We start from the raw sequence: 23,593 nt of genomic DNA, 5'->3' as shown, positions 1-23,593 counted from the left end.
GAAGCAGGCAGGGCGCGTTGGTGTAGTGAAGGACGTACTCGCGGAAGAAGAGTTCGTTCTCGAGCACGTGCCTGACGAGTCCGCCGAGGAAGGCGATATCCGTCCCGGCGCGGATCGGCACCCAGATATCGGCCAGCGCGCTGGTGCGCGAAAACCGTGGATCGACATGAATGATGGTGGCGCCGTTTTCCTTCGCCTTCATCACCCAGCGGAAACCGACCGGGTGCGCCTCGGCCATGGACGAGCCTTCGATCAGAATGCAATCGGACCGGGCCAAGTCTTGTTGCGCGGTCGTAGCTCCGCCCCGGCCGAAGGAGGTGCCCAGACCGGGCACCGTACTGCTATGTCATATCCGGGCCTGGTTCGACACGCACACCATGCCCAGGCCTCCGGTAAAAAGCTTTTTAATCAGATAATTTTCTTCATTGTCGAGCGTGGCCCCGCCGAGATGACAGAGACCCTGGGTCTGGTTGATGATCTTCCCCTCTTCCTCCCTAACGAAAGTGCGACGGCGCGTTTCCCAGACCCGGTCGGCCACCATTTCCATCGCGCGCTCGAGCGAAAGCGAGCTCCAGGTCTTCGCCCCGGGGGCGCGATATTTCACCGCCGTTTCGCGCCGGTCGTGAGTCAGGAGTTGAAAAGAGGCCGCGCCTTTCGGGCAGAGATTGCCTTGGCTGATCGGGCTTTCCGGGTCGCCCTCGATCGAAACCAGCTTGCCGTTCTTGTGATAGATGAGCTGCCCGCAGCCCACCCCGCAGTAAGGACAGATCGAGCGCGCGACCTTGGCGTCGTCTGTGCGCGCATGCATCTCTCGCGTTTTTTCCGACATTGATTCGAGACCGTTCCCATCCTTGCGCTCGCGGATCTGGCGCAGGAGCGGCCACCAGGAAATAAGATCGGCCAGAGACTGCATCATGGAATTATCGCACGTGGAAGATTCGCTGGTTGTTCAATTTCGGATTCAAAAAAAAGCCCCGAGTCGTGACGGAATCTTCGATCGTTGTGCGTCCGGATGAGGAATGGCGTTCGTTATCTCATGCGATGGGCTTCTTTGATCGTGAGCATTCCGTCGCCGGCCCGGGCTTTACCCGCTGGCTTGTGCCACCGGCCGCGCTCGCGGTTCACCTCTCGATCGGTCAGGTTTACGCTTTCAGCGTCTTCAAGCTTCCGCTCACGAAAGCGATCGGGATCAATGCTTCCGCGCCTAACGACTGGACGCAGCCGCAGTTGGCCTGGATTTTCAGCCTTGCCATCTTCTTCCTCGGCGCTTCCGCCGCCGTCTTCGGTCGCTGGGTCGAGCGGGTCGGTCCGCGTAAAACCATGGCGGTGGCCGCGCTCTGTTTCGGGGGCGGCTTCATTGTCTCTGCTTTTGGCGTCTGGTGGCACCAGCTTTGGCTGATCTATCTCGGCTATGGCGTGATAGGCGGCTGTGGACTCGGGCTTGGCTACATCTCACCCGTTTCCACTCTGGTGAAATGGTTTCCCGATCGCCCCGGCATGGCCACTGGCATGGCGATCATGGGATTCGGTGGGGGCGCCTTTATCGGCTCCAACCTGAGCCTTCTCCTCATGAACACTTTCAAAAGCGCCACCAGCACCGGCGTGGGCAAAAGCTTCCTCGCCCTCGGCCTGATTTATTTTTGCTACATGATGTTTGGCTCCTTCATCGTGCGCGTGCCGGCCGAGGGTTGGAAACCGGAGGGCTATGTCCCAGCGACTAAGTCCCAGGGCCTCATCACGAGCGCCAACGTCAAGGCGCGGGAAGCGACCAAGACTCCGCAGTTCTGGCTCCTCTGGGTCGTGCTTTGTTTCAACGTCACTGCGGGCATTGGCATCCTGGAACAGGCTTCGCCTATGATTCAGGAAATGTTTCCCGGGAAAATCCTCGCGCCGGCGGCGGGCGGTTTCGTGGCTTTGCTTAGCCTGTTTAACATGGCCGGCCGTTTCATCTGGTCGTCGCTCAGCGATTACACCGGGCGCAAGGTCGTCTACGTCGTCTTCCTCTTGTTAGGAGCGATTCTCTACTGCCTGATTCCTTTTTCCGGCCACCGCGGCAACGCCATCGTTTTCGTCGTCGTCTGCGCCGTCATCATCAGTATATATGGCGGCGGGTTCGCGACTGTTCCCGCCTATCTGAAGGACCTCTTCGGCACGATGCAGGTCGGCGCGATCCACGGCCGGCTTCTGACCGCCTGGTCGGCCGCGGGAATTCTCGGCCCGGTCCTGGTGAATTATATCCGCGAATATCTAAAGGGCCGAGGCGCGACCGGAGTTAATCTCTACGCGCCGACGATGTATCTGATGGCAGGCCTGCTCATCGTCGGCCTGATCTGCAACCTTTCGATCCGACCGGTAGCGGAGCGTTTTCACTTCAAGGGCGATCAACCGCCGCGCTAAAAGATGGCCGAAGAAACTAAATCAAACGCGCTCATGCTCCTCGTCTCCTGGGTGGTGGTGGGAGTCCCGCTGGTTTGGGGGGTTTATAACACGCTCCTCAAACTGCCCGCGCTTTTTCGTTAGGCGCAACGCTCGCCGTCTTGGCCGCGGCGTGATATTCCTGCAGGCTGCGCACCGTCATCGGGCCTTTTTGCAGGGAACGAATACCCTCCGCGCTGGCCGCGGCGGCGCGAATCGTAGTCATGATCGGAATCCGTTCGGTCAAGGCGGCGGTGCGGATCTTCACCTCATCCTCGCGCGGAATCTTGCCGCTCGGGGTGTTGATGATGAACTGGATCTCTCCGTTCTTGACCAGGTCGCGCACGTTCGGCCGGCCCTCCGCGATCTTGAACACTTTCATCACCTCCACACCAGCGGCTGCGAGCGTGTCCGCGGTACCGGAAGTGGCGATGATCCCGAAACCGAGAGCGGCATATTCGCGCGCGACTGAAATGACGTTCGATTTGTCCGCGTCTTTGACGCTGATGAAAACATTGCCCGCGGTCGGGAGCGGCCACTGGCTGGCGAGCTGCGATTTGGCAAAGGCCAGGCCGAGATCGGCGTCGATCCCCATCACTTCGCCGGTCGATTTCATTTCCGGGCCTAACGAGATGTTGATCCCCTCAAAGCGGAGGAACGGAAAGACCGCCTCTTTGACGGAATAATGGGTCGGCACGACCTCTTCGGTGAACCCGAGGTCGCGGAGCGTTTCCCCGATCATCACCTTGGCCGCCAGTTTGGCCAGCGGCACGCCGATCGCCTTGCTGACAAACGGCACCGTTCGCGAGGCGCGCGGGTTCACTTCGAGGACGTAGACTTTGTCGCCCTTAACCGCGAATTGCACATTCATCAGGCCGCGCACTTTCAATTCCGCCGCCATCGCCTTGGTCGCGCTCGTGATTTCGTCGAGGATCGGTCTGGAGAGCGAAAAGGTCGGGATGACGCAGGCGCTGTCGCCGCTGTGAATGCCGGCCTCCTCGATGTGCTCCATGATCGCACCCACCACCGCGGTCTCGCCGTCGGCGATGCAATCGACATCGACCTCGATCGCGTCCTCAAGAAAACGATCGACCAGGACCGGGCGCCTCGGGCTGACCTCGATCGCGTTTCGCATGTAGCGGCGCAGATCTTCCGCGTGATAGACCAGCTCCATCGCGCGCCCACCGAGGACGAACGATGGCCTAACGAGCACCGGATAACCGATCCGCTCCGCGATCGCGACCGCCTCGTCTTCGCTCGTGGCGGATCCGCTCGGGGTCTGGCGCAGCCCGAGTCGGTCGAGCATTTCCGCGAACAGTTTGCGGTCCTCCGCCAGCTCGATGCTCTCTGGCTGGGTTCCGATGATCGGGACACCGGCGGCCTTCAGCCCGGCGGCGAGATTGAGGGGGGTTTGCCCGCCAAACTGCACGATCACGCCTTCCGGCTTCTCCTGTTCGTAAATGTTGAGCACATCCTCGTGCGTGAGCGGCTCGAAATAGAGTTTGTCGCTGGTGTCGTAGTCGGTCGAAACCGTTTCCGGGTTCGAGTTCACCATGATCGTTTCGTAGCCGAGTTCCTTGAGGGCGAAGGCGGCATGGACGCAACAATAATCAAACTCAATTCCCTGTCCGATGCGGTTGGGACCACCGCCCAAAATCATCACTTTCTTAGTTTCGGAGGCGCGAGTTTCATCCTCATCTCCGTAAGTCGAATAGTAGTAGGGCGTGTAAGCCTCAAATTCTGCGGCGCAGGTGTCCACGAGCCGGTAAGTTGGAACGACGCCGTATTTTTTGCGGCCGGCACGGATGTAAGCTTCCGTCGTTCCGAAAAGATACGCGAGCTGCTTGTCGGAGAAGCCGGCTTTTTTCCAGCGGCGCATATGGAGACGAAGCACGGCGGCGATGTTTTCCTCCGTGCGCTCGGCTTCGGGAATCTGGTCGATCAAGACCTGTCCGGATTGCGTCGGGATGATTTTCTCCATCTCCACGATCTGCGCGATCTGGCGCAGGAACCACATATCGATGGAAGTGAGCTCAAAAATTCTTTCCAAGCTGAACCCGGCGAGCATGGCGACGCGGAGATAAAAAATACGCTCGGCATTGGGCACGACCAATCGTTTTTGAATTAAGTCCAAGTCGAATGTGCCGTCGGCGTTTTCGCCTTTCACAAATTTTCCATCGGCTCCGAGTCCGGCGCGTCCGACTTCCAATGATCTCAGCGCTTTTTGCAGCGCCTCCTTGAACGTGCGGCCGATCGCCATCGCCTCGCCCACGCTTTTCATTTGGGTCGTAAGCGTGGCATCCGCCTGTGGAAATTTTTCAAACGTGAACCGCGGCACCTTCACCACGACATAATCAATCGTCGGCTCGAAGCTGGCTGGCGTCTCGCGGGTGATGTCGTTTTTCAGCTCGTCGAGCGTGTAGCCGACGGCGAGTTTGGCCGCGATCTTGGCAATCGGAAATCCCGTCGCCTTGCTCGCCAGCGCTGACGAACGCGAGACGCGTGGATTCATTTCGATGACGATCATGCGCCCGTCTTTCGGGTTGATCGCAAACTGAATATTCGATCCGCCGGTCTCCACGCCGATCTCGCGAATGACGGCAAACGACGCGTCGCGCATCCGCTGATATTCCTTGTCCGAAAGCGTCTGCGCCGGAGCCACGGTGATCGAATCGCCCGTGTGCACGCCCATTGGATCGAGGTTTTCGATGCTGCAAATGATCACGCAATTGTCCGCGTGATCGCGCATCACTTCCATTTCGTATTCCTTCCAGCCGAGAAGCGATTCCTCGACCAGAACCTCTGTCACGGGCGATAAATCGAGCCCGCGTGCGACAATGGTTTCAAATTCCTCGCGGTTATAGGCGATGCCGCCGCCGCTGCCGCCGAGCGTAAAGGCCGGCCGAATAACCAGCGGATACGAACCTAACTCCGCTGCAAAAGCCCGCGCCTCGTCCAGCGTGTGCGCGACGCCGGATTTCGCCGATTCGAGGCCGATCTTTGTCATCGCATCCTTGAAAAGCAGCCGATCCTCGCCCTTGGCAATCGCCTCGGCGTTGGCCCCGATGAGTTTGACCCCGTATTTTTCCAAAATGCCGCCGTGAAACAAATCCATCGCTGCGTTGAGCGCGGTCTGACCGCCGAGAGTTGGCAAAATCGCGTCCGGCTTTTCTGCGATGATGATTTTTTCGATCACCTCGATCGTGATCGGCTCGATGTAAGTCCTCGAGGCAAACTCGGGATCGGTCATGATTGTGGCCGGGTTCGAGTTCACCAGCACGACTTCGTAGCCCTCCTCGGCGAGAGCTTTGCAGGCTTGCACGCCTGAGTAATCAAATTCGCAGCCCTGACCGATGACGATGGGGCCGGAGCCGATGAGCAGGATTTTATGGAGATCGGGATTGCGTGGCATGTGAGGAATGGCGGGGCTGGATTAAGGCAGATTTTTGGGGTGAAGAGAAAGCCCTTTTTGCTTCTTTTCTGGCGGAGCCGGAGGGATCGGCTTAAAAATAGCACGTGCGACTTTCCTTTTCCTGCTGTTGGAACTCTTCGGGCTCAAAATCTGGCGAAACCATGCTCGAGCAGATACTGAAGCTGGGTTTCGACCATGTGGAACTCGGCCACGGCGTGCGGCTTTCGCTGATGGAAGGCATCCAGAAAGTCTATGATCGCGGCGATGTGCGCTTCAGCAGCCTGCATAATTTTTGTCCGCTGCCGGTCGAAATCACCCAGGCATCGCCGAATTGCTACCAATACACCTCGCACATCGCGGCGCAGCGCGAGCGAGCACTCAAGCTCACGTATCAGACGATCGATTGGGCCGTGCGCTTCCAAGCGCCGAATGTGGTGCTCCATTTGGGTTCCGTTCCGATGGGGCCGATCACCGATGAATTGGGCGAAATGATCCTCCAAGGGAAGCAGTTCTCCCGCGAATACACTCAGAAAAAACTTGCCGCCGTTAAGGAGCGCGAATCCAAAGCGCCGCTCTATGTGAAGCGCTCCACCGAGGCGCTCAAGAAAATCGCCGCTTACGCCGCCGAGCGAAACATTCATCTCGGAGTCGAAAGCCGCGAGGCTTATGAGGAACTCCCGACTGAGCGGGAAATGGTGCCCATTTTGGACGAAGTCAATTCACCCTACGTCGGCTACTGGCACGATTTTGGCCACGTTCAGCTCAAGGAAAATCTCTCCTTCGTAGATCATTATGAATGGCTCAGCTCCATGCGGAGCCGACTCATCGGCTGTCATTTGCACGACACGATTTGGCCCAACCAGGATCATCATTTGCCCGGCGACGGCACGGTGGATTACGACCGGTTGATGCCGCTGGTGCCGCCGGAAACCTTTGTCATTTGGGAGCTCAGCCCCAAGCGCAAGGCCGAGGACATCGTCACCGCCCGCGCGAAATGGCTCGAGCGTTTTGGCTGAAGTTGTATAAAACCTGGGCGTCGCTGCCGACGAAGGTTGCCTCCATTTTCGTGGCGCTCAAGGCGAGATGCAGGAAGCCAAAACAGGCATTGGCGTAGCCGGTTTTCACATCCGGTTTGACGGGGTGGAGCGACTGGCCGCCGCCGCCCGAGACGAGCCAGTGCGTCGGCGTATTTTCCTCATGGAGATATTGCAGATCGTGCTCGTGACCCGCCAGATACGCGTCCACGCCATTCTTGTAAAACAGCTCGCTCCAGCCCGCGAGATGCTTTGAGTCGCCGTGATGCGGTCCGCAACTCATCACGGGATGATGCCCGCAGACGATCATCCACGGCACTTTGCGCGGCAGGGTGAGTTGCATTTCGATCCAGGCTTGCTGGTCGGCAATCTCCTTCGGCGTCATCTTGTTATAGTGCGTGTCCACGCAAAGAAACGTCGCGTGCGGCAGATCGAGCCGATACCAGAGCGCGGGCATTTTCCAGCGCGTGCCGGGCGTTTTTGCGTAATCCATCTGGATCTTTTCGCCGCCGGGCTGGTCGTCGTAATCGTGATTTCCCAGCACTGCATAACACGGCCCGGGAAACGCGCTCGCGGGATACATGTCCTCGAATTCAACTTTCCAGCGCGGTGAATCGGTCCCGGGATTGGGGCCGTAAAAATTATCGCCGAGCAGCATTAGCGCAGCGGGCGTGAGGTGCAAATCCTTCGCGTATTTTTGCAGCGCAGCGGCGACCGCCATTTGATTCGGACTCGCATGAACTCCCCAATCTCCGAAGCAAAACAGATGCAGCACATCACCGGCGGCGGTGGTCTTGGGCGCGCCTTGCATCAATCGCGGCAAGGCCAGCGCTGCGCTAAAAATCAGCGCGCGGGCGCAAGCCTCGCGACGCGTGATGAGACGTGGGGAATCCATGCCGCCAAATATGAGTCGGGGCGTCACGGCAAGGCAAAGGATTTGTCATTTCCGCCAGCTCCGGTTAGGAAGGACTCCGCCATGAATCGAGTTCCAGCCTTATCGGTGATCGTTCGCACGCTGGCGCGCAACGAGCGGCTGGCCGAATGCCTCGACAGTCTGGCCGCGCAAACCACGCGCGACTTTGAGGTTGTCGTCGTGGACATGAGCGGTGGTGCTGCGGCCGATGTCATCCGGCAGCCGCGCGACTTGCATTTGACTCACCTCGACACGAAAGGCCGCGTGCTGAACCGCGCCGTCGCGCTCAATTACGGCATCCGCCACGCCTTGGGGAAATTCATCGCCGTGCTGGACGACGACAACATTTGGAGTCCACCACAGGCGGAAACGCTGATTCGGCTTTTCGGCAATGACATGGATTTGGTTTACACCGGCACGCGTCGGCTGATCAACAAACCCGACGGAACGAAAGTGCGCGAGGAATACCGGTTCACTCCATTCGACTACGAGAAACTGATCCGCGGGAATTTTATTTATGCCACCGCCATGGCCTTCCGAAAAAGCTCCTGGGAACGCGTTGGGCGCTACGATGCTCGGTTTCACGTTTACGAGGACTGGGAATTTCTCATCCGCCTCGCCCAGTCTGGAAAGGTCGCCACCGAGGAATCGTTCTGGGCCTACTCCCGCAGTTTCACGGGTATCCCCGGCGTCTCAGATCACAATCTGGACAAGGCGGATTGCGACCGGTGCCGCGCCGCCGTCGTTTGGAAACATCGCCAGCTTTATGCCAGCGATCTGGCGGAAACAGGTTCTACAACACAAGTCCGGCGCGTTCTGGAAAAACCACTCCGGGAACGAATGTTTTTGCTTTTCGACTGGTGGCGCGTCCATGGTTTTGCCAATTTGAAATTCTACTCTTGGAACCAATGACCGATCCCTTTTCCCTCTCCGATGTCTGCCGGCTGGCCGTGTTTGGACACCCCGCCCACGAACTTGCCATCTATGGACTTTTGCAACGTCATCGCCCGCATGTGGTGGTGATTACCGACGGCGGCGGACCCGAGCGCATCGAGCAATCGAAGGCTGGTTTCGCTCGCGCCGGAATGCTCGATTGGGTGACGTATCTAAATTTTTCGGAGTCGTCTTTTTACGACGCGCTGCTGGATGAGGAAAGCGATCTGTTTCTGCGCGTGGCAGAAAAATTAAGAGTCGAGATCCAGCGGATTCAGCCAGACCAGCTTTTCTGCGACGCGATCGAATTTTACAATCCGGTGCACGATGTCACGCGTCCGATCCTGCTGAACGCACTCGCTGGTGACGAGAAACGCTCCCTTTACGAGATTCCGCTGGTCTATCAAAAACCAGACGAGTCTGAGGTGTATGCAATCCAGCGCGTGCCGGAAGAGCAGGCGCATTTGCGGTTCCAATACGATCTAACTCCCGATGAGCTGGAGTTGAAGGTGTATGCCCGCGACCACATCTATGCGAACCTGCGCGAGCAGGCCGGCCCTGAATTTCTCGCGACCACGCCGGAATATTTGTCGCGCGAGGAAATCGCTGACGCCAATGGCCCACTCCCCGACGCGGCCACCTCGGGACGCGTTCTGCGCTACGAATGGCGCGCCAAATTACTCCAGGAGCGCGGCGTCATTCCGCAGGCGATCACCTATCAGGACCATTTCCTGCCAGCGGTGGCGCGACTGCTGATTTAGAGCGATTTGGCAGACGGGCGGATGCGTTTTTTCTCGATCATTCTGCCAACGCTAAATGCTGCGGACACCGTGCGCGATGCCCTGGCCAGTATCGCCAGCCAGTCGTTTACCAGCTACGAAGTGCTGCTCCAGGATGGCGGCTCGACCGATAACACTCTGGCTCAGGCCGCCACTTTTGCGGGCCCATTAGGTGGTAGGTTGAAAATTCAGCAGAGACCCGATGCCGGTGTATATGACGCGATGAACCGCGCCATGCGTCGGGCCCAGGGACGCTGGTTCTATTTTCTCGGTGCGGATGATGTATTGGAAGGATTGGACGTGCTGCAGCGGATGGCGGACGAGATTCGGGCGCGTCCCCGCGTGCAGGTGATCCACGGTCAGGTCCGACTGAAAAGCGGCGGAGTTTTACCGGAAAGCGGTTTTCAGCCGAAGCTGCTGACGCGAAACAACATCTGCCACCAAGCCATTTTTTACCGGCGCGACGTGCTTCGTCTCGTAGGGGATTACGACCTCGCGTATCCCGTCTGGGCCGACTGGGATTACAACATGCGCTGTCTTTTCTCCCGTCGACTCGACATCGACGAAGTCGATCTGGTCGTCGCAACCTACAACGATCTCAGCGGCCTGAGCCACGCCAACCCCGACGCAGCCTATCTCGCCCAGCTCAAAGCACTCCGCGGCAAGACGCCGCCACCACCGGCGCCCTGGCCGCTTTGGCAGAGAGCACGGCGAAGCCTCGAAAACTGGATAGACCGCTGACTTATTTCCGCATCAGCCGGTATTCCAGACTGTCCACCAACGCGAGCCAGCTCGCTTCGATGATGTTATCCGACACACCGACCGTGCCCCAGGTTTCGTGGCCGTCGGTGCTGGAAATGAAGACGCGCGTTTTTGCCGCCGTGCCTTCGTGGCCGTTGATGATGCGGACCTTGTAATCCTCCAGCCGCACGTCGGCGATCTCGGGATAAAACGGCAAAAGCGCCTTGCGCAGCGCGCCGTCGATGGCGTTCACCGGGCCGTGCCCCTCCGCGACCGTGTAGGCGGGAGTTCCATTAATATCGAGCTTCACCGTGGCCTCGCAGGTTTGCAGCGCGGGCTCCTCGAAATGCCGGAACGTGCAATGGAAAACGAGCAGTTTCCAGAGCGGCACGTATTGGCCGAGCGCCTTGCGAATGAGCAACTGGAACGACGCCTCGGCCGCCTCAAACTCATAACCCTGCGACTCGAGCCGTTTTACTTCCGCGAGCAGATTGGAAACCTCCGGCGAACCTTTCACGAGGTCGAAGCCGAGCGTTTGCGCCTTCGCCAGAATGTTGCTCTGACCCGACATGTCGGAGATGACGATGTTTTGCCGGTTGCCGACCAGCTTCGGATCGACGTGCTCATAGCTCCGGGCCAATTTTTGCACTGCATGGACATGGAGCCCGCCTTTGTGGGTAAAAGCCGACGAGCCCACATACGGCGCGCGGATGTCGGGCGTGACGTTGGCCAGTTCGTCCACGAAAAGCGACAGGTCGCGCAGTTTGGAAATATCGGGCACAACTTGCATGCCCATCTTGAGCTGCAAATTCGGCATCAGAGTCACGAGGTTGCAGTTGCCCACGCGCTCGCCGTAGCCATTGATCGTCCCCTGCACTTGCACCGCGCCGGCGTTCACCGCAGCGAGCGCATTGGCCACGCCAAACCCGCAATCGTTGTGCGTGTGGATGCCGACCGGCACGCCGAGACGCGCGATGACCTCGCGGGTGATGCGTCCGATTTCGTCGGGCAGCGTGCCGCCGTTCGTGTCGCAGAGGATCACGAGATCGGCACCGCCATCGCGAGCCGCCTCAATGGTGGCCAGCGAGTAGGCGGGGTCCTCCTTGTAGCTGTCGAAGAAATGTTCCGCGTCGTAGAGCGTCTCGCGCCCCTGCTTTTTCAGATACGCCACCGTGTCAGCAATCATGGCCAGATTTTCCTCGGCGGTGATGCCCAAAACTTCCGTCACATGCAGCAGCCAGGTCTTGCCGACAATGGTCACGGCTGGCGTGCTGGCCTCGAGTAATTGCCGCACTTGCGGGTCTTCCTCCACCGTCATCTTCGCCCGGCGGGTCGCGCCGAAAGCGGTGATCTTCGCGTTTTTCCAATTGCGTTTGGCGGCCTCCTGAAAGAACGCCTGATCCTTCGGGTTCGATCCCGGCCAGCCGCCCTCGATGTAATGCACGCCGAAATCATCGAGCTTTTCCGCCACGCGAATCTTGTCGGCCACCGAGAAGGAAATGCCGGTGCCCTGCGTGCCATCGCGCAGAGTGGTGTCGTAGATCGTGGGAGTGCTCATAAATCGGGAGGGCTAGTCAATAGCGAAACGCCCCCGAAAGCAAGCGGCGGCGGCCTTTGGTGAAAATAGAAGGTCGTCAGTACTAGTTGTCGCGCTCTCACTCCGCCTTGAATCTTTCATGCTTCCTCCAGACTCCCTCTTTTCTGCGGACAGCGTGTTGATCAACAACAGTTAAGCGGCGCGGTGGTCGAAAAGGCAGTGATTTGGACGCATATTAGCCGTCTCCACGGAAGGAAATTCCAAGATCGAATACAATTCGGCAATCCGGGCACCGCGCTCTCGCTCCGATATAGTTATATCCTGGATCAATGGTGTCCAATCGGACATTGCAATCCGGGCAACGCACAGTGAATCGGAGGTAGTAGGAATATCCCAAAAAGGAACTAATGAAGAACAAAAAAATGAGCGCGGCACCACTCTTAATCGCTTCATATCCAAGTGCGAATTCGGCGTAGGCGAATGTGAGGAACGACAAAAGAGCAACTGTCCCACAGACGTAAAAGAATCTGTTTATGCGTTGCTTAAAGTATGGGTATCTTTTGAAGGCCACAAATTCGAGCGAAGCTAGACGCCTAATACGTTGCAGGCGAAATATATTCGCTTTGTAACCGCTCACGCGCACGCCGCCGGGAATAGCCGCCGCTCCGCATTCACGGAAACTTCATTCTTCTGCGCTCGCATCCCGAGGATCATGCGATTAGAAGTGGACCGTCACCTTTTTGTCGTCTTTGAAATCGTCTTCCTCGAAAAAGAAATCCCGCCCATCGCGTGGCTGGTTTCGCCTGTTTTTCATCACGTCGCTCCTCGCCGGCGTCGTCTTCGCCATCGTCTGCGTGGTTTACTCGATGCGCGCCTGGCGGCTGGACATCAAGCAGGTCGGCCAGATTCCCCAATGGTCGCTGGTCTGCGATGTTAACGGAAACCCCTACAGCCGCCTCTACGGGGAAAATCGCATCCTCGTGAAAATCGACGACGTTTCGCCGAAATTCATCGATGCCCTGCTGGCGCGGGAGGACTCGCGTTTCTATCATCACATCGGCGTGGACCCGATCGGACTCATCCGCGCCGTGGTCCGCAATGCGCTCGGCGGACGGCTCGCGCAGGGCGGCAGCACCATCACGCAGCAGCTCGCCCGCAATTCCTTTGAACTCGGCGGGCGCACCCTGGATCGCAAGCTCCTGGAGGCCTTCGTCGCCATCCGCATCGAGTCCACCTTTACCAAGCGGCAGATCCTCGAAAACTACATCAACCGCATCTATTACGGGTCCGGTTATTATGGGCTGGAAACCGCGTCGCTGGCCTATTTCGGAAAGCATTGCAAGGACCTCACCACCGGCGAGGCGGCCATGATGGCGGGCCTCATTCGCAGTCCCAACCGGTTCTCGCCACTGCGGCATCTGGAGGCGGCGAAGCGCGAGCGCGATACCGTGCTTACGCGCATGGTGAAGCTGAATAAGATCACCGCCAACGAGGCCGAACGCGCCCGCAAGACTCCGATCAAAGTCGTCTCTGCGCGCTCCACAGCCGTCCAGGAAAATTACGTGATGGACGCCGTGGACGAGGAACTCCGCATCCTCCTCGATCAGGACCAGATCGACGATGGCGGGATGAAAATTTACACGACGATCAACCCGGAATTGCAAAAAGCGGCGCAGCAATCCCTCGACGATCAGCTCACGGAAATCGAAAAACGCTCGGGTTATCCGCATCCGAGGAAGTCGGAGTTTGATCCGACTCAGGGTCAGGACACGAACTATTTGCAAGGCTCGGTGGTAGTCATCGACAACCGCACGGGGGGCATTTGCGCGCTGGTGGGCGGGCGTGATTACGCTCAAAGTCGCTTCAACCGCGCGCTGCTTTCGCGCCGCCAGGTCGGCTCCACGATCAAGCCGTTCATCTACGCGACTGCGTTTTCCAACGGGATTTTTCCTTACCACACAGTCAGTGATGGACCCATTGAGAACGAGGACGTGCCCGAGGCACCCGGCTGGCGTCCGGGCAATTCGGACGGCACGAACAAGGGTTTTCTCCCAGCCCGCGATGGACTAATTTTCTCACGCAATACGATGACCGTGCGAGTCGGAGAGCTTGCCGGTTTGGAGAAGGTTCGCAAACTCACTGCCACGGCCGGGATCGCGGAAGTGCCCGATTTTCCGTCGTCGTTTTTGGGTTCGTTTGAGGAGACGCCGCGCAATGTCACCGCCGCTTACACGGTTTTTCCGAACCAGGGAAAACGCAAGCAGGCGTATCTGATCGAGCGCATCGACGACCGGCTGGGAAATCCAGTTTATCGCGCGGCGCACGTTGAGACATCGGCACTCGATCCGGGTGCTGCCTGGCTGACGACTTCAGCGATGCGCGAGGTGATGACTCGTGGCACAGCGGCCAGTGCGAAGTCGCTCGGTTTTACCAAGATTGCCGGTGGAAAAACGGGCACGACGAACGACTACAAAGACGCGTGGTTCGTGGGTTTTACCAAGTCGCTCACCTGCGGAGTCTGGGTCGGATTGGACAAGCCCGCGCCGATCATTCCGCGTGGTTATGGCGCGACTCTGGCCCTGCCGATTTGGATCAAAGTCATGAACACCGCCTCGGTGAAACAATATCCTGCAGGCGACTTTGAGCCGGGTGTGAACCTCCAGAAAGTGATGCTTTGCGCGGCCTCAAACAAGGAAGCGACTTCCGGCTGCGTCGCCGCTGGCACCAGCTACACGATGGACCTGCCCGTAACCTTGCTACCCAAGACTTCCTGCACGCAGCACGCCGGAAATCTGACGGATTCCATCAACCCCTCGGACACGCGACCGGCACTGCCTGTGCGAGCTTTAGACAGCCTGTTGAATTTCTTTCGGAAGCGCAAATAATGCTCAAACTCCGATCAGCGCCGGATCGGCTGGCGTCGTCTCGTAGCTGACGTATCTGGCCCGCATATTTGCCGGCAGAATCGCCTGAATGTGAACGCCGTCCTCCGTGTAATCGGTGGTGAGCACCTGCGCGCTTTTGTGCAGCGCGGCCAGCAAATCCGCCCGATCCACGGGCAGGGTGAGATCCATCCGCTGCACCCGGTCGGCGAGCATGATGCTGCATTGATGCATCAGCGCATCGAGCCCCTCGCCGGTGTGGATGCTCATGAAGAGCGCGGTCGGAAAATGCTTCCGCAGAAACGCGCGCTGGGCCTCGCCGTTGGGTTGCGCGGCGAGCGCATCGATCTTGTTGAAAACGGTGATGATGCGTTTCTCATCCGCCTTCAATTCGGCCAGCACTTTCATCGTCGTGTTGTGAAAACTGATGACCTCCGGATGGCTCGCATCCAGCACATGAATCAGAAATTCTGCAAGCACCGCCTCCTCCAAAGTCGCCTTGAACGCCTCGACCAGTTTGTGCGGCAGTTTCCTCACAAAGCCCACGGTGTCTGTGAGCAAAAGTCCCTGCCCGCTCGGCAGATCAATCCGGCGCGTGGTGGTGTCGAGGGTCGCGAAAAGTTTGTCCTCCACCAGCACATCCGCGCCGGTCAGTTTTTTCAGCAGCGACGATTTCCCGGCGTTGGTGTATCCGACAATCGCCGCGTTGGGCAGCGGCATTTTCACCCGGCTTTTGCGCAGAGTAGCGCGCTGATCGCGAACTTTTTTGAGGTCCTCCTTGATCTTCTCGATCTGCGTGCGCACGAGGCGTTTATCGGTTTCGAGTTGGCTCTCACCGTCGCCTTTCGCACCAATGCCACCGCCTTGCTTGCTCAAGTGAGACCAGGCGCGGGTGAGCCTGGGCAGGCTGTATTGCAACCGTGCGAGATCGACCTGCAACCGCGCTTCCTTCGTGTGCGCACGGGCGTTGAAAATATCCAGAATCACTTCCTGCCGGTCGATCACAGCCATGCCGGTGAGTTTTTCCAGATTACGCTGCTGGGCGGGAGTGAGTTCGTTGTCGAAAATAATGACGTCGAGTTCGTGTGCCTTGGCCTTGTCGGCGATCTCCTGCGCTTTGCCGGTGCCGATATACATGTGGGCCTGCGGCTTGAGGATGCGCACGAGCATTTTCTCCAGCACGGGCACGCCGAGCGTATCGACGAGCGCCTCTAATTCCTCCAGCAGGCTCTCCGCCTCGGTGGCGCTTTCGCGTGCGGTAAACACGCTCACGAGCATGGCGCGGGTGACTTTGTCGGGCTTGGCAACGATGTCGTGCATAGGGCCAAATAGACCACAAAATCGCTGCCAGCGACATGAGGAAATCCACTGAAAGGGTTGTCATCCGTGGTGGCCTCGATAACTTTTAAGGGGTGTCCCACTCTCCGCCAACCATTCTGGAAACGATTCGCGCCTGGACTGTGGAGACACCGGACCAGGAGGCGCTCGTCTTTCTGGCAGCGAATGGAAACGTCGAACGACTCACCTACGCCGAGTTGCAGTCGCATGTGGAAACGCGCGCCGTGCTCCTGCGCGAGCTTCCCTTGCAAAGCCGGGTGGGACTGCTCGCGCCACACGGACCGGAGTTTTTGCTGGAAGCGCTGGCCATTCTCACAGCGGGTCATTGCCTGGTGCCGATCAGCCGTCAGCTCACCAGAAGCCAACGCGATGAACTCGCTGAACGCGCCGGAATTCATGCCTGGCGCGATGTGGAAAAAGACGGTCTGATCATTGACTCCGGCAAACCCATCGATCTGGCGGCGGACGAGGATTTTCGCGCACTGTCACCGGCGTATCTGCGGTTCACTTCCGGCAGCACCGGGCAGCGAAAAGGCGTGCTTCTGAGCCATCCGACGATTCTGGAGCGCACGGCGGCTGCGAATACGCGGCTACAAATTTCCCCCGCCGACCGTGTGCTTTGCCTGCTGCCGATGGTGGATCATTTCGTCGTCTCGATCCTGCTTTATCTGCGTTACGGCGCGACGATTCTGCTGGTGGAAAATGACGCCGGCGCCGCTGATTTCGCTCAAACTCAAATGGCGACTGTCCTCTACGGCTCGCCCGCGCAGTATCGGGAATTTCACTCGCCGCTGCCACAGGTGCGGCTGGCTGTTTCAACCACCCAAGGGCTGTCCGAACCCGCCGCCCATTCGTTTCTAACTCAAACCGGGCAACCGCTCACGCAGGCGCTCGGCATCATCGAAGCGGGTTTGCTGACGCTGAATGAGGACCGCGCGCGCACCGAACCGCTCCTTGCTGGAGTGCCCATGCCGGATTACCAGCTCACGATCGTCGGAGATCTCGGCGGGGAAATCCATGTCGCCGGTCCCGGTCTGCTCGACGCCTACGTTTCCCCGTGGCGTCCACGCGCCTCGCTGATGACTCTGCACGGATTCCCAACCGGAGATCACGGCTGGCTCGATGAAGCGGGTTGCCTGCATCTGGTCGGTCGTGAAAAAAACCGGATCGAACTTCATGGAGTTCGGTTTTACTGCGAAGAAATCGAGACCTGCGTCAACCAGCATCCCAATGTTTCCGAGAGCCTTGTCTTCCTCAAAGGCAGCGAGTTGCTTGTCCAAGTCGTGACGCAAAATGAAGCCGCGCCAGAGTCGCTCGCGCACGAGATCCACGAGCGACTGGCTCATCTGCGCACCCCAATACGAATCGAAGTCGTCCCTGAACTGCCCCGCACTCCGACTGGGAAAATCGCCCGTCCGCGTCCGGTTTCCTGAATCTATTTCAACACCATTTTCCGCAGGCGCGACGCATCGGTGGCAAACGGATAGCTCATGTTTTTGAGGAAAGTCATGCTGAGATCGCTGCGGCAGACATTTGTATAGGCATACATCAGTTGGAAGCGCGGCGGAATGGCGTTGCGGCTGCCGTAGTGGAAGCAGCGGCTCGAATCGATGAAGAGCACCGAGCCGCGCGGACAGGAAAACACAACGCGTTCGTCCGGTGAAATGTGCCGGTACATTTCCTCATCGGAAACGCGATACGACATGCCGCGTTTGCCGTAATTCATCGCGCGGCAGGCCCGCTCCGAGACGGAATCCGGCAGAAACGTCCACGGGCCGCTCTCCGGTGCGATGTCGCGCACGGCGACGAGCACATAGACGAGCGGAGTGCCATGGATATCGAGGTGATAAAGCTGGCTCTCGCGAAACGGGCCGTTCGCACCGGGGTCGAGGGCGGCATTCGATTCCATGAGGCGGATGCCGCCGGGACGCGTCTTGGCCAATACGGGGACAGTGCCGAGGTAGCGCATGACCGGCTCGAGCACAGCCGACGACGTGATGAAATCCAACACGGCGGGCACCTTTTCGGCGTCCTCGTTAAACCAAAGATTGCGCAGGAAAGGCTGCTGCACGCCACTGAAAGTGCGCCCGCTGCGTTCCTCCACAAGCGCGTCGGCCTGCTCCAGCAAGGCATCGAGATGCGGCAGGCTGAGCGAGGTGTCGAGCGCATACCCGTCTTTGATTTCGATGTGCGACGGACCGGTGGCGCCGTTTTCCCGGAGGAGCGACGCGAGCTTGGTTCGATACGCCTCGGCGTGACGCTCGGCGCGCTCCGCATAACGCCAGCCGTTGTAACGCCGCGCGGCTCCCATGATCGCGTGGGTACCGAAACGTTTCATCGCCTCGTCGGTGATGAAATACCGGCCGGGGCGCTGCAACCACTTGTCCACGGAGCGGCCAAAGCGTTTGGCGAGAGTGGGTCGCGCAGGCGGTTTTACTGGTACTAGCAGGGAAACTGGAGCGCTCATAAAGGCTTGCTGCGGAAACGATGGAACCGCCATCGCCGGGGGAGAAATCTTCCTTATTTTCGGCGGACGGCTTGCCGGGGGAAGCTGTTATCGATCACGTCGCGGACGCGCTCGCCGCTGGTGAGTTGATTCGTGATCAGGTCCATGTTGCGGTCGGGTCCGATGACGATCAGCTCAAATTTTTCCCCATTCAATCCGTAACTCGCGGCCACAGCCTGCGGATCGCGCACGTAGAGAAATGGGATGTCGGATTCCACCACGCCGGGCTCGCTGGTGAAGGCGGCCACGAAGAGCGCCTCGCGTCCGGCATACTGGCGGTAGAGCGGCGCCATTTTCTTGAGCTGCTTTTTGAAAACTTTGGACTTCGGCGATGGCGCGATGATCAGGATCACCGGCTGATTTTTTAGGCCGCTGAGAGCTTTGGAAGTCCCATTGAAGCTTTCCCAGGAAAAATCTGGAGCGAGGCGAACGGCTTCCCCGCGGACTGTGGCAAGCGCAAAAATGAATGTCAGGAAAGTGAGGAAAAGTTTCATAAAATCAGACCCGCATGATCTCGGCTTCCTTCGAGTCGGTGTGCTGGTCGATGGAGGCGACGTATTTGTTGGTGAGTTCCTGGATTTCCTTCTCCATATCGCGCTGCTGGTCCTCGGTAATGTCGCCGCTGGATTTGAGTTTTTTTACTTCGGCGATGCCGTCGCGGCGATTGGAGCGCACGCGGACTCGGGCTTCCTCGGCCATTTGCTTGATGGATTTCACCAGGTCGCGGCGGCGTTCCTCGGAGAGCTCGGGAATGGGCAGGCGAATGAGTTTACCGTCGGAAATGGGGTTGATGCCGAGCTTGGATTCCTTGATGCCGCGCTCGCAGTCCTTCAGGGTGGAGGCGTCGAAGGGCTGGACTACGAGCAGGCGCGGCTCGGGGGTGCTGATGAGGGCGAGTTGCTTGAGTTTCATCATGGTGCCGTAGGCTTCGACATCGACGTTTTCCACGAGGGCGGGCGAGGCTTTTCCAGTGCGGACGCTGGAAAATTCGTGGATCATGTAGTCCACGCTTTTGTCCATGGCGGCCTCGGTTTCAAAGGTGACTTCTTCGGCATTCATAAAGTAGATTACGCTTCTCCGGTGACGAGTGTGCCGATTTTTTCCCCGGCAACGACGCGACGGATGTTTTCGGGCTGGGTCATGTCGAAGACGATGATGGGCACCTTGTTATCCATGCAGAGGCTGAACGCGGTGGAATCCATCACGGACAGCCGTTTGGCGAGGCATTCGGAGTAGGTGACGGTCTGATATTTGACGGCGTCGGGATTTTTCTTCGGGTCGCTGTCGTAGATGCCATCGACTTTGGTGGCCTTGAGAATGACCTCGGCGCGGATCTCGCTGGCGCGCAGGGCGGCGGTGGTGTCGGTGGAGAAAAAGGGGTTTCCGGTGCCGGCTCCGAAGATGACGATGTGACCGTCCTCGAGCTGGCGAATGGCGCGGCGCAAGATGTAGGGCTCAGCGACGTTTTTCATCTCGATGGCGGTGTGCACGCGGGTCGGCACGCCGAGTTGTTCGAGGCTGGACTGGAGCGCGAGGCTGTTAATTACGGTCGCGAGCATGCCCATGAAGTCGGCGGTGGTGCGGTCCATGCCGCGATGGCTGGCGCTGAGGCCGCGCCAGATGTTGCCGCCGCCGATGACGACGGCGATCTCGACGCCGAGGTCGCGCACGGCCTTAATCTGGGTGGCGATGGCGGTGACGATCTGCGGGGAAATATTGTCGCCGCTGCCGGTCTCGCGCAGGGCCTCGCCGCTGACTTTGAGAACAATCCGTTTGTAAATCGAGGAAGCGGGTAACGTCATAAGTTGGGAGAGTGAACTCGAAAAAAAGGAATCAGGAAATCACAAAATCAGGAAAGGCAGGTGTGCGGCCGGAGCGGGTGGCCACGGGTGAAATCGGCCGCTTTCATGCGGGCGCGGCCTTCGAGTTGGATTTCGTTCAGGCAGATGGCGTTTTCGCCGGCGGCGATGATGAGTTGATGGCTCGCCTGTAGGATTTCTCCCGGCCGCCCAGAGTCGAATGCAACTCCGGCCTGGTGGATTTTTAGTTTCTTTCCGTTGGGCAAAAAGGTGAACGCGCCGGGCCAGGGATGCATCGCCCGAATCTGGCGCTCAATAGAAACTGCATCGGAGTTCCAATCGATTCTGCCGGAGTCGCGGTCAAGTTTGCCAGAGACGGTGACGAGTTCGGGCGTTTGCGGCGTGCGGGTGGCACGGTTTTCGGCAAATTGGGCGAGGCCTTCCTCCAGAACGAGCGGGCTGAGAGCGGCGAGCCGGTCGTGCAAAAGGCCGGCGGTGTCGGTGCTGGCGATGGGGATTTCTTTGGCTAGCACCATGTCGCCGGTGTCGAGGCCGACGTCCATGTGCATGAGGGTGATCCCGGTTTTTTCGTCCCCTGCGAGAATGGCGGCGTGGATGGGCGACGCGCCGCGATGTCGGGGAAGGAGCGAGGCGTGGAGGTTGAGGCAGGCGATTTTCGGCAAATCCAGGAGCACTTTGGGCAGGATCTGACCGTAAGCCATGACGATGATAAAGTCGGGGTTGAACGCGGCAAGCGTTTCGATAATTTGCAGCTCACGGATTTTCACGGGCTGCAAAACTGGAATCTGCGCGTCGAGCGCGGTTTGTTTGATGGCCGAAGCCGTCAGAATTTGATGGCGGCCGACGGGTTTATCAGGCTGGGTGACGACGGCGACGACGTCATTTTCCGAGGCGATGAGCCATTGCAGCGAGGGCAGTGCGATCTCGCCGGAGCCCATAAAGAGAACGCGCATGGGATGGCAGAGTGGAATGGAACTCGAACCTTAGATTTTCGGGATGAAAATGCTTTCCGATTCGATGATGTGCAGGATGTCGTAGAGCACTTTGAAGGGTGATTGGTTGGCGTCGATTTTGCGGACGAGCTCAGGCCCGTAATGCTCCAAAAGGGGACGGCTTTCCGCGACATAGGTCTCCAAGCGCTTGCGGATCACGTCCTCATTGGCGTCGTCGAGGCGGTTGTCTTTGAGGGCGCGTTTTCGGAGGCGTTTCGAGAGCTCGTCGTAGTTTCCGATAGACAAATGAAAGACGCGGACGACTTCGATCATGTCCTCCATGATGACGGCCTGCTCGACGTTGCGCGGTATGCCGTCGAGGACGAGGAAGTCGATGTCGGGCTTGAAAGCGTGCGCGCTGACGGCGTCCTTGATGCGGGCTTCCCAAAGTTTGACGGTGACTTCTGCGGGAACCAACTGGCCTTTGCTGGAGTATTCCAGAAATCGCTGGCCAAGTGGCGTGCGGGTGTCGAGGGAGCGAAAAACGTCTCCGCAGGCACAGTGAAAAAATCGCGGGATGGATCCCAAGGTTTTGCCTTGAGTACCTTTGCCGCTGCCGGGAGCACCGAAGATGAGGAATGTTTTATAGCGCATAGTTTAAGGGGGATAGGAAACATTCTCACACCACGGACACCCGAGAAAGAAAAAAGCCCCGCCAGCGAACCGGCGGGGCTTTTTCTTTAAGTGAGGTTTAGCTTAGAACGAGAAACCAAGCTTACCACCGCCGAAGACTTCGTAGTCGTTCGCGAGACCTTCGTCAGTCAACGCGTCGAGAGCCACGGAAACGGCTGCATAAGCGGAGATGGTGACGTTTTTGGTCAGGTGGTAAGGAACGTTCACGCCAGCTTGGAAGTGGTTCCAGTCGTTGGTCGTGCTGTTGTATTCGAAGTCATAGGAAACCAAAGCATACGGATCGATGCTGAGTTTGTCCGCGATGACTGGAATGGAGCTGGCCAGCTTGAATTCGAGGTAGCCACCGTCAAACAGATCCACGTCGTAGTAGAAAGTGAGAGATGGGGTGACGAATGGGATGACGCTGGTGGAGATGCCCACGTTGAACTCGTGAGTGTCTTTGTTGGAGTCAACGCCGTTCGCGTCTGGGAACAAGTAGTAAATGTAACCAGCGCTGAGGGTGACTGGGCCAACGGTCCGGGCGTAGCTCAGATACAGATCGAGCTCGGTGTAGGTGCCGTCTTGCGCACCGTGGCTGCCACGGCCGTTCGGAGTCTCATTGATGGAACTGGCGTACCAGCCACCGATGGTGAATCCGTATTTGTTGTAGTTGATGTCGGCGCTGACGAGGCTGCCGCCTTCAGTGGCACCTGAGCCAGGTCCGCCGCCAAGGATGTTAACGCCACGGAAAATGTACTGGCTGTCATAAGCCAAGGTGACATTTAGGCCGAACGGCTCGCAGGTTTTTTCTTCTACTTTGACCACTTCTTTCGAAGCAGGCGCCTCACCGGCATAGGCCGACGTGGTAAAGCCGAGTGCGGTAAACACGCTGGCTAATGCGATCACTTTCGATGCATTGTTGAATTTCATAGTTTCTCCTAGTTTAGCTATTGTTTAGTTGGTTAAGTTACTCCCGCAAAGGGGGTCCTATACGAGAGTGGGGTTAGTTTTGCCGCGTCAGTAAACACGGTCAAGAATAAATTTTACGGCCAAAAATCGGCCTCCATCCGTATTTGCCGCCGTCGTTACGGCTTTTGGAGCACGCAATTCCCGAGCGAAACCTGCCGCCGGGTCACGTTTTCGAAGAATCCGGAAATGATCACGCTCTCATTCAAAGCTGTGAGCGTGTAACGGCCGCGACGCTCGTCATCGATCACCATTTCGCTGCCGTCTTCCGCCGTAAAAGTGCTTTTCACCGAGCTTGGCGGATGGAACGCCGCACCGATTTGCATGGTACTCCCACCGGTGTTCAGAAACACCTTGAAGCCGCGACCCAAGCCTTCGGAAAACCGGTTTACGGTGCCGGTGACCGAGATGACTTTTCCTTTCAATTGCTGCCTCACCGCCGCTGGATCGTGCGCGCCATAGGCAGCCAGCTCGTCGGCGGTGACGATCGGATGCGCCACGCCCAAAGCCTGCTCCAATGGGCGCGTCGGAGGCAGAGAATGCGCCTGCTGGACTTGCATCGCGGTGAGCTTCGACTTGAGGCTTTCGATTTCAGCCTGAGCCGCCTGGAGCTTTTGCTGGAGCTGGGCCTCCGTCTCGGCGCGCCCAGTTCCAGCCAGCAACACAGCAGCCAAAATGATGGCAAAGATTTTCATGCGAGTGAGAGTCGAATG

The 23,593-nt window shown here is 58.4% G+C and carries 20 protein-coding genes; 7 read left to right on the top strand and 13 right to left on the bottom strand.

Annotated elements, in window-relative coordinates:
- The coding region (locus ABIT76_03110; protein MEO7932127.1) for a molybdopterin-dependent oxidoreductase at positions 1 to 913 on the bottom strand (913 nt) is incomplete at its 3' end.
- Positions 914 to 1,041: 128 nt separating this feature from the next.
- Here ABIT76_03110 and ABIT76_03105 point away from each other — a divergent pair.
- Positions 1,042 to 2,397 carry an OFA family MFS transporter gene (locus ABIT76_03105; GenBank protein MEO7932126.1) on the top strand — a complete coding sequence of 452 codons (1,356 nt, stop codon included), beginning with the start codon at positions 1,042 to 1,044 and terminating at the stop codon, positions 2,395 to 2,397.
- A gap of 97 nt (positions 2,398 to 2,494) precedes the next feature.
- Here ABIT76_03105 and carB read toward each other — a convergent pair whose 3' ends face one another.
- The gene (gene carB, locus ABIT76_03100) at positions 2,495 to 5,827 is read right to left on the bottom strand and encodes a carbamoyl-phosphate synthase large subunit (GenBank protein ID MEO7932125.1); all 3,333 of its coding nucleotides are present in this window, start codon (positions 5,825 to 5,827) and stop codon (positions 2,495 to 2,497) included.
- 161 nt (positions 5,828 to 5,988) lie between these two features.
- Here carB and ABIT76_03095 point away from each other — a divergent pair, with 161 nt between their 5' ends.
- Positions 5,989 to 6,843: a TIM barrel protein gene (locus ABIT76_03095; protein MEO7932124.1), complete on the top strand. Its 855-nt coding sequence runs from the start codon at positions 5,989 to 5,991 to the stop codon at positions 6,841 to 6,843.
- Here the strand turns inward: ABIT76_03095 and ABIT76_03090 are convergent.
- Entirely contained in the window at positions 6,806 to 7,756 is a 951-nt protein-coding gene (locus tag ABIT76_03090) for a metallophosphoesterase (GenBank protein MEO7932123.1), read from the bottom strand. The genes ABIT76_03095 and ABIT76_03090 overlap by 38 nt on opposite strands.
- Positions 7,757 to 7,837: 81 nt before the next feature.
- On the opposite strand from ABIT76_03090, the gene ABIT76_03085 reads away from it, so the two are divergent.
- Genes ABIT76_03085 through ABIT76_03075 form a run of 3 tightly spaced genes read left to right on the top strand, consistent with a single transcriptional unit; the run spans position 7,838 to position 10,227 of the window.
- Positions 7,838 to 8,686, top strand: a complete 849-nt coding sequence (locus ABIT76_03085) for a glycosyltransferase (GenBank protein MEO7932122.1) — start codon at positions 7,838 to 7,840, stop codon at positions 8,684 to 8,686.
- Positions 8,683 to 9,468, top strand: coding sequence for a hypothetical protein (locus ABIT76_03080; protein ID MEO7932121.1), 786 nt, complete (start codon positions 8,683 to 8,685; stop codon positions 9,466 to 9,468). Before ABIT76_03085 ends, ABIT76_03080 begins: the two co-directional genes overlap by 4 nt.
- Before the next feature lie 21 nt (positions 9,469 to 9,489).
- Positions 9,490 to 10,227 carry a glycosyltransferase gene (locus tag ABIT76_03075; protein ID MEO7932120.1) on the top strand — a complete coding sequence of 246 codons (738 nt, stop codon included), beginning with the start codon at positions 9,490 to 9,492 and terminating at the stop codon, positions 10,225 to 10,227.
- 1 nt (position 10,228) lies between these two features.
- Here the strand turns inward: ABIT76_03075 and cimA are convergent, their stop codons facing one another.
- Positions 10,229 to 11,785, bottom strand: coding sequence for a citramalate synthase (gene cimA, locus ABIT76_03070; GenBank protein ID MEO7932119.1), 1,557 nt, complete (start codon positions 11,783 to 11,785; stop codon positions 10,229 to 10,231).
- A gap of 728 nt (positions 11,786 to 12,513) precedes the next feature.
- On the opposite strand from cimA, the gene ABIT76_03065 reads away from it, so the two are divergent.
- Entirely contained in the window at positions 12,514 to 14,649 is a 2,136-nt protein-coding gene (locus ABIT76_03065) for a PBP1A family penicillin-binding protein (GenBank protein MEO7932118.1), read from the top strand.
- A gap of 3 nt (positions 14,650 to 14,652) precedes the next feature.
- Here the strand turns inward: ABIT76_03065 and hflX are convergent, their stop codons facing one another.
- On the bottom strand, positions 14,653 to 15,966 hold the full coding sequence (hflX, locus tag ABIT76_03060; protein ID MEO7932117.1) for a GTPase HflX: 1,314 nt from the start codon (positions 15,964 to 15,966) through the stop codon (positions 14,653 to 14,655).
- A 92-nt stretch (positions 15,967 to 16,058) separates the two neighbouring features.
- On the opposite strand from hflX, the gene ABIT76_03055 reads away from it, so the two are divergent.
- Positions 16,059 to 17,417 carry a class I adenylate-forming enzyme family protein gene (locus tag ABIT76_03055; protein ID MEO7932116.1) on the top strand — a complete coding sequence of 453 codons (1,359 nt, stop codon included), beginning with the start codon at positions 16,059 to 16,061 and terminating at the stop codon, positions 17,415 to 17,417.
- Between the two features lie 2 nt (positions 17,418 to 17,419).
- On the opposite strand, the gene ABIT76_03050 is transcribed toward ABIT76_03055, so the two are convergent.
- The 8 genes from ABIT76_03050 to ABIT76_03015 all read right to left on the bottom strand — a co-directional run bounded on the left by ABIT76_03050 (position 17,420) and on the right by ABIT76_03015 (position 23,575).
- Positions 17,420 to 18,451 carry a hypothetical protein gene (locus ABIT76_03050; protein ID MEO7932115.1) on the bottom strand — a complete coding sequence of 344 codons (1,032 nt, stop codon included), beginning with the start codon at positions 18,449 to 18,451 and terminating at the stop codon, positions 17,420 to 17,422.
- A gap of 53 nt (positions 18,452 to 18,504) precedes the next feature.
- Entirely contained in the window at positions 18,505 to 18,984 is a 480-nt protein-coding gene (locus ABIT76_03045) for a redoxin domain-containing protein (GenBank protein ID MEO7932114.1), read from the bottom strand.
- A 4-nt stretch (positions 18,985 to 18,988) separates the two neighbouring features.
- Positions 18,989 to 19,549, bottom strand: coding sequence for a ribosome recycling factor (gene frr / locus ABIT76_03040; GenBank protein ID MEO7932113.1), 561 nt, complete (start codon positions 19,547 to 19,549; stop codon positions 18,989 to 18,991).
- A gap of 8 nt (positions 19,550 to 19,557) precedes the next feature.
- On the bottom strand, positions 19,558 to 20,292 hold the full coding sequence (pyrH, locus tag ABIT76_03035; protein MEO7932112.1) for a UMP kinase: 735 nt from the start codon (positions 20,290 to 20,292) through the stop codon (positions 19,558 to 19,560).
- 47 nt (positions 20,293 to 20,339) lie between these two features.
- The gene (gene fmt, locus ABIT76_03030; protein ID MEO7932111.1) at positions 20,340 to 21,263 is read right to left on the bottom strand and encodes a methionyl-tRNA formyltransferase; all 924 of its coding nucleotides are present in this window, start codon (positions 21,261 to 21,263) and stop codon (positions 20,340 to 20,342) included.
- 30 nt (positions 21,264 to 21,293) lie between these two features.
- Positions 21,294 to 21,896: a nucleoside monophosphate kinase gene (locus tag ABIT76_03025; GenBank protein MEO7932110.1), complete on the bottom strand. Its 603-nt coding sequence runs from the start codon at positions 21,894 to 21,896 to the stop codon at positions 21,294 to 21,296.
- A 102-nt stretch (positions 21,897 to 21,998) separates the two neighbouring features.
- On the bottom strand, positions 21,999 to 22,844 hold the full coding sequence (locus ABIT76_03020; protein MEO7932109.1) for a TorF family putative porin: 846 nt from the start codon (positions 22,842 to 22,844) through the stop codon (positions 21,999 to 22,001).
- A gap of 155 nt (positions 22,845 to 22,999) precedes the next feature.
- Complete coding sequence (locus ABIT76_03015) at positions 23,000 to 23,575, bottom strand: hypothetical protein (protein ID MEO7932108.1); 576 nt, start codon at positions 23,573 to 23,575, stop codon at positions 23,000 to 23,002.
- Between the last annotated feature and the right edge of the window lie 18 nt (positions 23,576 to 23,593).

The sequence above is a fragment of the Chthoniobacterales bacterium genome (assembly GCA_039930045.1).
GTDB lineage: Bacteria > Verrucomicrobiota > Verrucomicrobiia > Chthoniobacterales > DASVRZ01 > DASVRZ01.
The sequence above is the reverse complement of the archived record's forward strand: the minus strand, read 5'-3'. Positions and strand labels throughout refer to the sequence as shown.

Coding starts and splice junctions, on each gene's coding strand:
- ABIT76_03105 (MEO7932126.1), top strand. CDS start 1,042: ATGGGCTTCTTTGATCGTGAGCATTCCGTCGCCGGCCCGGGCTTTACC.
- carB (MEO7932125.1), bottom strand. CDS start 5,827: ATGCCACGCAATCCCGATCTCCATAAAATCCTGCTCATCGGCTCCGGC.
- ABIT76_03095 (MEO7932124.1), top strand. CDS start 5,989: ATGCTCGAGCAGATACTGAAGCTGGGTTTCGACCATGTGGAACTCGGC.
- ABIT76_03090 (MEO7932123.1), bottom strand. CDS start 7,756: ATGGATTCCCCACGTCTCATCACGCGTCGCGAGGCTTGCGCCCGCGCG.
- ABIT76_03085 (MEO7932122.1), top strand. CDS start 7,838: ATGAATCGAGTTCCAGCCTTATCGGTGATCGTTCGCACGCTGGCGCGC.
- ABIT76_03080 (MEO7932121.1), top strand. CDS start 8,683: ATGACCGATCCCTTTTCCCTCTCCGATGTCTGCCGGCTGGCCGTGTTT.
- ABIT76_03075 (MEO7932120.1), top strand. CDS start 9,490: ATGCGTTTTTTCTCGATCATTCTGCCAACGCTAAATGCTGCGGACACC.
- cimA (MEO7932119.1), bottom strand. CDS start 11,785: ATGAGCACTCCCACGATCTACGACACCACTCTGCGCGATGGCACGCAG.
- hflX (MEO7932117.1), bottom strand. CDS start 15,966: ATGCACGACATCGTTGCCAAGCCCGACAAAGTCACCCGCGCCATGCTC.
- ABIT76_03050 (MEO7932115.1), bottom strand. CDS start 18,451: ATGAGCGCTCCAGTTTCCCTGCTAGTACCAGTAAAACCGCCTGCGCGA.
- ABIT76_03045 (MEO7932114.1), bottom strand. CDS start 18,984: ATGAAACTTTTCCTCACTTTCCTGACATTCATTTTTGCGCTTGCCACA.
- frr (MEO7932113.1), bottom strand. CDS start 19,549: ATGAATGCCGAAGAAGTCACCTTTGAAACCGAGGCCGCCATGGACAAA.
- pyrH (MEO7932112.1), bottom strand. CDS start 20,292: ATGACGTTACCCGCTTCCTCGATTTACAAACGGATTGTTCTCAAAGTC.
- fmt (MEO7932111.1), bottom strand. CDS start 21,263: ATGCGCGTTCTCTTTATGGGCTCCGGCGAGATCGCACTGCCCTCGCTG.
- ABIT76_03025 (MEO7932110.1), bottom strand. CDS start 21,896: ATGCGCTATAAAACATTCCTCATCTTCGGTGCTCCCGGCAGCGGCAAA.
- ABIT76_03020 (MEO7932109.1), bottom strand. CDS start 22,844: ATGAAATTCAACAATGCATCGAAAGTGATCGCATTAGCCAGCGTGTTT.
- ABIT76_03015 (MEO7932108.1), bottom strand. CDS start 23,575: ATGAAAATCTTTGCCATCATTTTGGCTGCTGTGTTGCTGGCTGGAACT.